Genomic DNA, 11,609 nt, shown 5'->3' with positions numbered 1-11,609 from the left:
ACAATTACTTACGCGGATAATTACATGTTTTTTTGCGGAAATCCCCTTTAAAAAATAAAATAAGCATTATATATTTGTAATGTTCTTTTGAACAAAATTAAGGGGTATTAATTAAAACTTAAAAAAATGGGGATTTTTTTACTTAAAAAAACTACAGTGATTTTAAACGACTTTTTATCAACTTTATCTGAACTAGGTAAAGGTGCTGGGTATGCTTTAAAACATTAGTAGTAATTAAAAATGGGATAAAAACCTTCTTGATAAAATTATCAAGAAGGTTTTTTATTTGCCAAATTTTAAATTGTAAATTGCTTCCTTTAACTACTCATTACAATTTAAATGGTAAAATACATTGTTGCGTTAGATCAAGGTACAACGAGCTCTCGTTCGGTAATTATTAACGAATCAGGAGAAATAATTGCAATAAATCAGCAAGAATTTAAACAAATTTTTCCGCATTCTGGCTGGGTAGAGCACAATGCTGAAGAAATTTTAAAAACTCAGTTAGCCACATTAAAACAAGCTATTAAAAAAGGCAAAATTCTTCCTTCAGAAATTGTTGGAATTGGTATTACCAACCAACGTGAAACTACTGTTGTTTGGAATAAGAATACCGGTAAACCTATATATAATGCTATTGTTTGGCAAGACAAACGAACAGCCAATACTTGCGAACAATTAAAGAAAAAAGACTTACAAGACTATGTGCGTAAAACTACAGGTTTAGTTATAGATAGTTATTTTTCTGCCACTAAAATAAATTGGATTTTAAACAACGTTGAAGGTGCTAGATTAGAGGCCCATAAAGGAAATTTATTATTCGGAACTATTGATACTTGGTTACTTTGGAATTTAACCAACGGTAAAATTCATGCCACGGATTATAGTAATGCTTCTCGCACCATGCTGTATGATATTAAAAACTTATGCTGGGATAAAAAATTATTAAAAGAACTCAACATTCCTATTAAAATGTTACCTGAAGTAAAACCTTCTTCACATCATTTTGGAGATTATGAATTAGATGGATATCAAATTCCGATTGCAGGAATTGCTGGTGACCAACAAGCTGCGCTTTTCGGACAAGCCTGTTTTACTAAAGGTGAAGCTAAAAACACCTACGGTACCGGCTGTTTTATGTTAATGAATACCGGTGAAAACCTTGAATATTCTAAAAACGGATTGTTAACGACCATTGCCTGGGGAATTGATAATAAAATATACTATGCTCTTGAAGGAAGTGTGTTTGTTGCTGGATCTGCAATTCAGTGGTTACGTGACGGATTGCAAATTATTAGCAATGCTGATGAAAGTGAAACTTTAGCAAAAAGCATAACAGAAGAAAACCCTGTATATGTTGTTCCTGCATTTGCTGGTTTAGGTGCTCCGTATTGGGATATGTATGCGCGTGGTGCTATCTTCGGATTAACTAGAGATACAGGCAAAAATCATTTAGTAAAAGCAACCTTAGACTCACTTGCCTACCAAACTAAAGATATTTTAGAGGTAATGCAAAAAGATAGTGAAGTTAAATTAACATCTTTAAAAGTTGATGGCGGTGCTTGCGCTAATGATTACTTAATGCAATTTCAAGCAGATATTTTAAACACAAAAGTTGAACGACCAGATATTATTGAAACTACCATTATGGGTGCTGCTTATTTAGCCGGTATTTGTGTTGGATTATGGAAACAAGAAGATATTTTAAATAGACGAAAAATTAATAACACCTTTACTCCTACTTTTTCTTCAGAAAAAAGAGAAAAATTATATACTAAATGGCAAAAAGCTGTTGAACGCACTAAAGATTGGGAAGATTAAAAAAATATTATGGCTAAATTTTATAATAAAATCACCTCTAGAATTCAAAAATTTATTGAAGCACAAAAAGTATTTTTTGTAGCAACTGCTGCTAAAGACGGACGCATAAACCTCTCTCCTAAAGGAATGGATTCTTTTCGGGTATTAAACGAAAATCGTGTTGCTTGGCTTAGTGTTACAGGGAGCGGAAATGAAACCTCAGCACATTTATTAGAAAACGGCAGAATAACCATTATGTTTTGTGCTTTTGATGGTGCTCCAAATATTTTACGCTTGTATGGAAAAGCAAAAGAAGTTTTGCCAAATGATACAAATTGGAATGAATTAATTAATCTATTTCCTAAACTATCAGGAACCCGACAAATATTTGATGTAACTATAGAAAGTGCACAAAACTCATGCGGCATGTCAATACCTTTTTATGAATACAAAGAAGAACGCAACGAACTATTAGATTGGGCAGATGAAATAGGAAAAGGTGGAATTGAGCAATACTGGGAAGACAAAAACCAAACTAGTATTGATGAATTAGATACTAGATTTAAGAAATAACCATAATTACAATTTAATTATTGAAATAGGTCGTCTTTATGGTAACTTTGTATAAATTCTTAGCAATGGATGTGTTTTTTCTAGTTTTATCACTAGTGCTTATCTTTTTCAACCTGCTGCCGTTTATAAAAAATCAGCATTGGATTTTTCGTGCTCCCGAATTTATTAAAATACAACTATTAATACTTCAAGTAATTGCAAGTATTGGTCTTTTTATTTTTTATGATAAAAGTGATTGGTTTTTGCTTGTTTTAATATTTCAGATTGTCTTAATTACTTATAACATTTACCTTTTAGCTCGTTTTACAAAGTTTTATAAATCTACTAATAAAAGTATTGCTGATTCACAAAGCTTTAAAGTTATTTCAGCTAACATTTATCAGTTTAATACTCAGTTTAAAAAGTTTAAAGATTTTATCCGAAATGAACAACCTGATTTTTTTGTTACTATAGAAAGTAATAAAGATTGGGAACTTGAAATGCGCAGCCTAGAAAACGATTATCCCTATACCGAAAAAATAACGTTAGAAAACACCTACGGAATGCATTTATATGCAAAAATTCCTTTTCAAGAAATAAAGACACACTATTTTGTTGCAAATGACATTCCGAGTATTGAGGCTCATTTTAAAACAAAAAACGGAGAAGGTTTTGTGATTTTTTGTGTACATCCACCGCCGCCAAGTCCTACCGAAGAAAAAACCTCGAAAGAGCGCGATGGTGATTTAATGTGTATTGCAAAACGAGTTAAAGTTATTAATAAGCCAACCCTTGTTGTTGGCGATTTTAACACTGTATCTTGGTCTAGAATTGCTGATTTATTTCGTAAAAATAGTGGTTTAATTGATGGCAGAAATGGTCGAGGAATTCTTGCTTCCTATCATGCTAAATATTGGTTTTTTAGAGCTCCGCTAGATTTAGTTTTTCACACAACAACTTTAGTCTTAAAAGAATTACGTCTTTTAGGGTATATAGGCTCTGACCATTTTCCTATTTGTTGTGTTTTTAATATAAACTCTTCTATTAACAACAATACTATTGAAACAACTACAAAAGAAGAAGATAAAGAAACAGCTAAACTAATTTATAACGGCAAAAAAGAAAATAGCGACAACCGATCTATATAATATTTTTGTCTGATTAAATTAGAAATAATATAATTATAATTCCTTTTTTTTAAAGCTTCATGAATTATCTCAGGATAATAAAAAATAAAAAAACCGTTTTCTAATAACATATTTATCAAACCTGATAAAAATCATATTTTGTAGTAAACCTTATGTTTATTTTTGCAGTAAATACAAACAACTATGATACAATTAGTTAATACTCCTTTAGTTTCTTGGACAAACGGCACCGTTATGATTGCCATTTTTGGCCTTGTTTGTCTAGGTTTAGTTATAACTCTTTTAATTCTTATAAATAGTGGTAAGAAAAAAGAATGATGCTTTGTATCAATAATTTTAATAGTTATTTTAAAGAGAGATGTTCTGTTTTAATTCTCGGGGGGGATTTAATATTCAGAATATTTCTTTTTATTTAAAAGCATTTAAACCGGTAATATCTAAACCGGTAATTAATAAGTGAACATCATGTGTTCCTTCATAGGTAATTACACTTTCTAAATTCATAGAATGCCTCATAATAGAATATTCTCCTGATATTCCCATGGCACCTAAAACTTGTCTTGCTTCTCTCGCTATTTTTATAGCCATATCAACATTATTACGCTTTGCCATAGATATTTGAGCCGAGGTTGCGCGTCCTTCATTTTTTAAAATACCTAATCGCCAAGTTAATAATTGTGCCTTTGTAATTTCGGTAATCATTTCGGCTAACTTCTTTTGTTGTAATTGAAACTGACCAATTGGCTTACCAAATTGTGTACGTTCTTTGGCATAACGCAAAGCAGTATCGTAGCAATCCATCGCAGCACCAATAGCGCCCCAAGCAATACCATAACGAGCAGCATCTAAACATAATAAAGGTGCTCCTAATCCCGATTTATTCGGTAATAAATTTTCTTTAGGGATTTTTACATTATCAAAAATAAGCTCACCTGTAATTGAAGCTCTTAACGACCATTTATTGTGTGTTTCGGGTGTAGAAAAACCTTCCATACCTCTTTCTACTAATAAACCATAAATACGCCCCTCTTCATTCTTTGCCCAAACCACGGCAACATCACATATTGGCGCATTAGAAATCCACATTTTTGCACCGTTTAAAACATAATGATCTCCCATGTCTTTAAACTTAGTTTCCATTCCTGCCGGATTACTACCATGATTAGGTTCTGTTAAACCAAAGCTTCCCATCCATTCACCGGAAGCTAATTTTGGTAGATATTTTTTTCGCTGTGCTTCGTTACCGTAATTATAAATTGGACCCATTACTAACGAAGATTGCACCGATGCTGTTGAGCGAATACCACTATCGCCACGCTCTAACTCTTGCATTATTAATCCGTAAGAAATTTGATCTAATCCTCCGCCACCATATTCCGTTGGAATGTAAGACCCAAAAGCACCAACCTCAGCTAAACCATCTAATAATTGTATTGGAAACTTTGCTTCTTGCGCTGCATCCTCTATTATTGGAGATAAATTTTTCTTTACCCATTCACGAGCAGTATCTCTAACAAGTTTGTGTTCATCGGTTAACAAATCATCAGTTTGATAATAATCTGGTGCTTGAAATAAATCGGCTTTCATAGGTTTGTGTTAAAGTTAATTACTAATGCGAGTAAATATCGATGAATCAAAAAATTAATTACAGTAGTTATATTTAAAAGTATTGATTCAAAAATACTCAAAAAAATGGTTTTTAGTATCGATTTATGTATGTTTGTAATAGATGAGATTTACGCTAGGACAACAAGAACGATTAAAGAGCAAAAAGCTAATAGAAAAGCTATACGAAGAAGGAAAATCTATAAAAGTTTTTCCGCTTCGAATGGTCTATGTACAAACTGAACATACTTCTAAATTTCCTGTTCAGGTAGGTGTTTCTGTACCTAAAAGAAATTTTAAAAGCGCTGTGGATAGAAACCGTATAAAACGTTTGTTACGAGAAACCTACAGAAAAGAAAAACATACTGTTTATGACGCTGTAAATCAACCCCATGTATTTATGATTTCTTATATTGCAAGAGATGAATGGAAGTATGCTGATATAGCGCGTAAAATGCAGAAATTATTAACACTTTTTGTAGCAGAAACTACCCAGGATGAAAAATAGAAAAGTACTTTTTTTTAGCGCTCTTATTATCATTTCATTATTATTCTCTTTTCAATCTCGTTTTTTTGAAATAGCGAAGCAAATAGAGATTTACAACAACTTATTTAAGGAGTTAAACATTAATTATATTGATGAAATTAACCCTGGTGAGTTGACTAATAAAGCCATAAAAAATACTTTAAAAAGTTTAGATCCTTACACTAATTTTTACGACGAACAAGAAGTGGAAGATGCACGAATTCGCCGTGAAGGGGAATATGGCGGCATCGGAATTACTACTTTTTACACAAAAAAAGGAATTGTTATTGCCCAGGTTTACAAAGGTTTTTCTGCAGATAAAGCAGGTTTAAAAGCTGGTGATATTATTACCACTGTAAATGATCAAAAATTAGTTGAATTAGAGAAAAGTCAATATTCTCAAATGATAAAAGGAACTCCTAATAAAGAGCTCTCTTTAGTTATTCTTAGAAACAATATTGCTAAAAACATCAACTTAAAACTAGATAAGGTTATTGTAAATCCGGTTCCTTTTTACGATATGATTGATACCGAAACTGGTTATATTATTTTAACACAATTTACAAGTCAGAAAGCAACACAACAGGTTTCTAAAGCTTTTAGCGAATTAAAAGAAAAGGGAATGAAAAAGTTGGTTTTCGATTTGCGCAGTAACCCAGGTGGCTCTTTATTCGATGCTGTAAATATTACTAATTTATTTATCCCTAAAGGATTAAAAGTAGTTGATACTCGAGGAAAAATTAAAAAAAATAGCAGAACCTATAAAACGAATCAAGAACCTTTAGATACTGAAATTCCTATTGTTGTTTTAATAAACGGTCGTTCTGCATCTGCTTCAGAAATTGTTTCTGGTGCTTTACAAGATTACGATCGCGCTGTAATTATGGGAGAACGCTCTTTTGGTAAAGGTTTAGTGCAACGTTATTTTAAGCTAAATTACGGAACACAAATGAAAGCTACTATTTCTAAATATTATACACCAAGTGGTCGTTGTATTCAGGAATTAGATTATGCTAATCGCGATGCTAAAACAGGTAAAGTACCGAAGTTTTCTGACGGAGCAGTAAATTTATTTACCACAAGAAATGGGAGAACTGTTTATGAAGGTGGCGGTGTTACTCCCGATATTAAAATGGACTTTTCTAAAAAAAATACAGCAACAAAAAAATTATTAAAATCGAGAGCTATTTTTAATTTTGCTACCGATTTTACAAATGAAAATCCCAATTTAAATACTGAAAATTATCTTTTTAAAACTACCGATTTCAATAACTTTAAAGAGTATTTATTAAACAAAGACACCGTTTTCGTTACTAAAGAAGAGCAATTATTTAAAACAGCATATCTTTCAGTAAAAAATAACGTTACTATTTTACCAGAATATAATGCTATTTCTCAAAAATTAAAAGAAGAAAAAGTTAGTAAAATAGCGTTAAACGAAGATGTTTTATCAAAAGAGATACAAAACGAAATTATAGAGCGATATACTTACAAAGAAGGCGTTTTTAAACATCAACTTAAAAATGATGAAACGATAAGTAAAGCAGTAGATTTACTTAAAAATCAAAAAAAATATAATACTATTTTAACCAAATAGTATCCACAACATATTTTGTATATTTGTGCTTTAAAAACAAATATGTCAAAACCCAATCATAAAGAACGTACCAGAGCCCAAGAATCTACCAATGCCATAGAAAAATTATATATTTCTATGCGTCATTTATTTAGTCGTGGTTTTTATAAACCAATGGGTATTTCTGGAGAAACATTACGTAAATCATTATTACAATTAAGACCTGAAATTTACGGATCGATTGCTGAAGACAAAACCGAATTAAACGGTTTAGTGTATATTATAGAGCGATTACCAGAAGGAATTGAAGAGTGCCAGTTCATTTACCTTACAGCTGATGAAGGTTATAGAAACTCTAAATTTAAAACAATTGTTCCTCCGAAAAGAAGAAGAAATTGTTACCGTATCGATAAAGATCAAATGAATATTGAAATTACGCGTGGTCGTTCAGAAATTTACGATATTCTTACACACCTTACTTTCTTATTTATAGAATCTCATAAAATTAAAGATCGCGTTGTTATTGATAATGGCGAAGGTTTTATTAGAGAATGGGTTCATTTAGAAGAAGTTGTTTTATATAACAAAACACTTACGGACGAAGAAAAAGATGTAATTGTTGTTCACCTTGGTAATATCTTAGGAAGAACATACGACGAGGTTTACGATGCTTATAATACGTTTGCTACTGAAGAAAATCCGAATCGTTTTTTCCACCTTATTTACTGGTTAGGTAAACTTGCTATAAACGAAGCACTTTTAGAAGAAAAACGCTCTGTAAAATTTAGTTCTGTTTTAATTGAAGAAATTGGACATCATTTTTATGGTGAAATCTGGGCAAATAACATTAAAAAGAATCTTGTAGATAATAATTTACTAGAACGTCCTATTCATATTATTAGTGCCAATATGCACAGTGTTATGAATAGTATTTACGCACAAAACGCCTTACCAAAAGAAACGAAAAAGCATAAAGGCTTTGAGCTTTTTGAAGTATTAAGTAATGTAAATAGCCAACCTTTACAAAAGGCTGTTAAAAATTACGCATCAGAAAACGGATTAATCTATTTAAAAGATACTTCAGGAACCAATATCAATGTTCAGATTATTGATACTGAAAAAATCGATTTCGATACAACATCATACGAAAAAGTAAATTCTGTTGGTGAAAAACCAGTTATCATTGTAATGGATTATGCTTTCGGAGAACAGGCATATGAAACAATGGATGAATTATTGAAGCCTTATAAAACAGGAAATAAATCTATTCATTTAGATGTTCTTTCGGTTTCTATTATGGGTAAAGCAGGTATTTTAGAAGGTGGTAAAGGAGATATTATGATTCCTTCTTCACATATTTTTGAAGGTACTGCTGATAATTATCCGTTTAAAAACGAATTAGCAAAAGAAGATCTAGAAGGTTTTGGTGTACAAGTTTTTGATGGAGCAATGGTGAGTGTACTAGGAACTTCTTTACAAAATAAAGATTTACTTAAATTCTTTCACGATTCTACCTGGAATGTTATTGGTTTAGAAATGGAAGGCGCGCATTATCAAAAAGCAATTCAGTCTGCTTCTAAAATTAGAGGTAACGTACGAGAAGATATTAAAGTAAGATACGCATATTATGCTTCAGATAATCCGTTAGAAACAGGTGCAACACTTGCTTCTGGAGGATTAGGCATGAGCGGAGTAACACCAACCTATGCTATTACTCAAAAAATATTAGAGCAAATATTTTAGTCGCGATGCGCCAGCCAAAAAATAAATTAAAAAAAGCCATCTTTTAAGTAAAAAGAAGGCTTTTTTTGTTTTTTAGCTGATTTTTGAGAATTGTTTTGCCTGTAGCCTTTTTTCTTACTTTATATTTGCAATTACAACACAACAACACAACAACAATGAATATCTTAATTTTAGGATCTGGAGGTAGAGAGCATGCATTTGCTAAAAGCCTTTCAGAAAGTAACAAAACAAAAAATCTTTTTGTAGCACCTGGTAATGCAGGGACAAGTAAAGTAGCTACAAATATTGCTATTAATCCTACTGATTTTAACAACGTAAAAGAGGTTGTTTTACAACACAACATTACGATGGTGGTTGTAGGCCCTGAAGCTCCTTTAGTAGCCGGTATTCACGATTTCTTCTTAGCTGATAGCGAATTAAAAAACATTCCTGTAATTGGCCCTAAAAAAGACGGTGCTTTATTAGAAGGAAGTAAAGATTTTTCGAAGCAATTTATGATAAAACACAACATTCCTACTGCAAAGTACGAATCTTTTACAGCAGAAACTTTAGCTCAAGGAAAAAAATTCTTAGAAACTTTAGCACCGCCATACGTTTTAAAAGCTGATGGATTGGCAGCAGGTAAGGGAGTTTTAATTTTAACTGATTTAGCAGAAGCAAAATCTGAATTAGAAGAAATGCTTTCGAATGAAAAATTTGGAGATGCTTCATCTACCGTGGTTATTGAAGAATTTTTAAACGGAATTGAACTTTCTGTATTTGTTTTAACCGACGGAAAAAATTATAAAATATTACCATCTGCAAAAGATTACAAACGTATTGGTGAAGGTGATGCTGGCTTAAATACAGGCGGAATGGGCGCTATTTCTCCTGTTCCTTTTGCTACGGATACTTTTTTACAGAAAGTAGAAGATTTAGTCGTAAAACCAACTATTGATGGTTTGCAGAAAGACGGAATTGATTATCGCGGATTTATTTTTATCGGATTGATGAACGACAACGGAAATCCGTCTGTGGTAGAATACAATGTGCGCATGGGAGATCCTGAAACAGAGGTTGTTTTACCAAGAATTAAATCTGACTTGCTAGATTTATTTGAAGGTGTTGCAAATCAAACTTTGCATGAAAAATCATACGAAGTTACTTCTCAAACAGCTACAACGGTAATGTTAGTTGCTGGCGGTTATCCTGAGGCTTATGAAAAAGGGAAAGAAATTACTGGTTTCGAATCGGTAAATGATTCTATCGTTTTTCATGCCGGAACTACCCAAAAAGACGGAAAAGTAGTTTCTAACGGAGGCAGGGTTATGGCAGTTACTTCTTTTGGTGATTCTATTGAAGAAGCGCTAAAAAAGTCTTATAAGAGCATTGATAAAATATCTTTTGAAGGTATGAATTACCGAAAAGATATCGGATTCGATTTGCTATAAATATAAAAAAAGGAGTTGATATATCAACTCCTTTTTTTATACTATAAATTTTACTTCCCGCGTCATTCCGAATAAAATGAAGGAATATTTCAATTTTAAGTTATTGATTATAAGATCGCTTCGAAATAAAAGAATTTTGTAATAACGTTTTTTAAACACACCTTTTTTACATTGCTTTTTCTAAAGTAAAAGAAAACTCAGAACCTTTACCAAAATCACTTTTCAGCAAAATAGTTTGGTGGTGTGCTTCGATAATATGTTTTACGATAGACAAGCCCAAACCAGAACCACCTTGCTCACGAGAACGACTTTGATCTACTCTGTAAAAACGTTCGAATAAACGAGAAATATGCTCTTGTTTAATTCCCTCACCATTATCAATTATTTTAATAATAAACTTATTAGGGTTATAGCTTTCGATACTAATTTTTGTTACGCCACCTACTTTACCATACTTTATAGAGTTTACTACTAAATTAATTAAAACCTGCTCTATACGCTCTACATCTCCTTTAACAAAATGAGGAAAATCATAAATCCGATCAAACATTAATGTAATATTTCTCTTCTTTGCTTTCATTTCAAAAAGATCAAAAACATTCTGAATAAGCTCTAGAATATTAAAGGTTTCAATATTCATTTTCATTCCCTCTGTTTCTAACTTAGCAATCATGTCTAAATCTTTAATAATAGAGGTTAATCTTTCTACTCCCTTATTTGCACGTGCTAAATATTTGGTGCGTATTTCTTCATCTTCAGCTGCACCTTCAATTAAAGTTAAAATGTAACCTTGTACTGTAAAAAGTGGGGTTTTTAACTCGTGAGCTACATTCCCTAAAAAATCTCTTCTAAAAGTATCTCTTTGGGTTAATACAGCTATTTCTTCACTTCTTTCTTCAACATATTTTTGTACTCTGTTAGTTAGTGCTTCGACATCTGTGGTTACATTTTTCCTCTCTAGATCTTTAACATCTAGAATAGATATGTTTTCATATAATTTTTTAACTCTTTGATATATAAAATACTCTGCTCTATACTGAATGATAAAAAATGAAATAACAAACATTACAATACCGAAAACAATAACAGCGCCAATACCTAATAAATTAATTAAAAGAAAGTATGACAGCAATGCTATTACAACAGAAATTGAAGTAGAATATAGTGCCGACCAAAGGGCATATCGGTATGTTTTTTTAATTTTTTTCATTATAAAAAAATAGATTGCT

At 31.7% G+C, this 11,609-nt stretch carries 9 protein-coding genes; 7 read left to right on the top strand and 2 right to left on the bottom strand.

The window, feature by feature from the left end:
* Nucleotides 1-339: 339 nt before the first annotated feature.
* The 3 genes from glpK to AC28QF_RS10840 are packed head-to-tail and all read left to right on the top strand — an operon-like array spanning nt 340 to nt 3,500.
* Nucleotides 340-1,821 (top strand): glycerol kinase GlpK, encoded by a 1,482-nt coding sequence (gene glpK, locus AC28QF_RS10850; RefSeq protein WP_488201687.1) that lies wholly within the window; start codon nt 340-342, stop codon nt 1,819-1,821.
* 9 nt (nt 1,822-1,830) lie between these two features.
* Nucleotides 1,831-2,373, top strand: a complete 543-nt coding sequence (locus AC28QF_RS10845) for a pyridoxamine 5'-phosphate oxidase family protein (RefSeq protein WP_488201688.1) — start codon at nt 1,831-1,833, stop codon at nt 2,371-2,373.
* A 38-nt stretch (nt 2,374-2,411) separates the two neighbouring features.
* Nucleotides 2,412-3,500 carry an endonuclease/exonuclease/phosphatase family protein gene (locus AC28QF_RS10840; protein ID WP_488201689.1) on the top strand — a complete coding sequence of 363 codons (1,089 nt, stop codon included), beginning with the start codon at nt 2,412-2,414 and terminating at the stop codon, nt 3,498-3,500.
* Between the two features lie 408 nt (nt 3,501-3,908).
* Here the strand turns inward: AC28QF_RS10840 and AC28QF_RS10835 are convergent, their stop codons facing one another.
* Nucleotides 3,909-5,087: an acyl-CoA dehydrogenase family protein gene (locus AC28QF_RS10835; protein WP_488201690.1), complete on the bottom strand. Its 1,179-nt coding sequence runs from the start codon at nt 5,085-5,087 to the stop codon at nt 3,909-3,911.
* Nucleotides 5,088-5,229: 142 nt separating this feature from the next.
* Between AC28QF_RS10835 and rnpA the strand changes: the two genes are divergently transcribed.
* The 4 genes from rnpA (at nt 5,230) to purD (ending at nt 10,380) form a co-directional block, all read left to right on the top strand.
* On the top strand, nt 5,230-5,613 hold the full coding sequence (rnpA, locus tag AC28QF_RS10830; protein ID WP_488201691.1) for a ribonuclease P protein component: 384 nt from the start codon (nt 5,230-5,232) through the stop codon (nt 5,611-5,613).
* A complete protein-coding gene (locus tag AC28QF_RS10825) occupies nt 5,603-7,228 on the top strand; it encodes a S41 family peptidase (protein ID WP_488201692.1) in 1,626 nt (541 codons plus the stop codon). The genes rnpA and AC28QF_RS10825 overlap by 11 nt, the downstream gene beginning before the upstream one ends.
* Before the next feature lie 42 nt (nt 7,229-7,270).
* Nucleotides 7,271-8,950, top strand: coding sequence for a DUF6909 family protein (locus tag AC28QF_RS10820; protein ID WP_488201693.1), 1,680 nt, complete (start codon nt 7,271-7,273; stop codon nt 8,948-8,950).
* A 155-nt stretch (nt 8,951-9,105) separates the two neighbouring features.
* The gene (gene purD / locus AC28QF_RS10815) at nt 9,106-10,380 is read left to right on the top strand and encodes a phosphoribosylamine--glycine ligase (RefSeq protein ID WP_488201694.1); all 1,275 of its coding nucleotides are present in this window, start codon (nt 9,106-9,108) and stop codon (nt 10,378-10,380) included.
* A gap of 166 nt (nt 10,381-10,546) precedes the next feature.
* Here the strand turns inward: purD and AC28QF_RS10810 are convergent, their stop codons facing one another.
* The gene (locus AC28QF_RS10810) at nt 10,547-11,590 is read right to left on the bottom strand and encodes a sensor histidine kinase (protein ID WP_488201695.1); all 1,044 of its coding nucleotides are present in this window, start codon (nt 11,588-11,590) and stop codon (nt 10,547-10,549) included.
* Between the last annotated feature and the right edge of the window lie 19 nt (nt 11,591-11,609).

The sequence above is a fragment of the Tenacibaculum sp. M1.3A genome (assembly GCF_057732375.1).
The sequence above is the reverse complement of the archived record's forward strand: the minus strand, read 5'-3'. Positions and strand labels throughout refer to the sequence as shown.

Bases quoted from the DNA above. Each gene is read 5' to 3' on its own strand.
- AC28QF_RS10835 (WP_488201690.1), bottom strand. From the start codon at position 5,087: ATGAAAGCCGATTTATTTCAAGCACCAGATTATTATCAAACTGATGAT.
- AC28QF_RS10820 (WP_488201693.1), top strand. From the start codon at position 7,271: ATGTCAAAACCCAATCATAAAGAACGTACCAGAGCCCAAGAATCTACC.
- glpK (WP_488201687.1), top strand. From the start codon at position 340: ATGGTAAAATACATTGTTGCGTTAGATCAAGGTACAACGAGCTCTCGT.
- AC28QF_RS10840 (WP_488201689.1), top strand. From the start codon at position 2,412: ATGGTAACTTTGTATAAATTCTTAGCAATGGATGTGTTTTTTCTAGTT.
- AC28QF_RS10810 (WP_488201695.1), bottom strand. From the start codon at position 11,590: ATGAAAAAAATTAAAAAAACATACCGATATGCCCTTTGGTCGGCACTA.
- purD (WP_488201694.1), top strand. From the start codon at position 9,106: ATGAATATCTTAATTTTAGGATCTGGAGGTAGAGAGCATGCATTTGCT.
- rnpA (WP_488201691.1), top strand. From the start codon at position 5,230: ATGAGATTTACGCTAGGACAACAAGAACGATTAAAGAGCAAAAAGCTA.
- AC28QF_RS10845 (WP_488201688.1), top strand. From the start codon at position 1,831: ATGGCTAAATTTTATAATAAAATCACCTCTAGAATTCAAAAATTTATT.
- AC28QF_RS10825 (WP_488201692.1), top strand. From the start codon at position 5,603: ATGAAAAATAGAAAAGTACTTTTTTTTAGCGCTCTTATTATCATTTCA.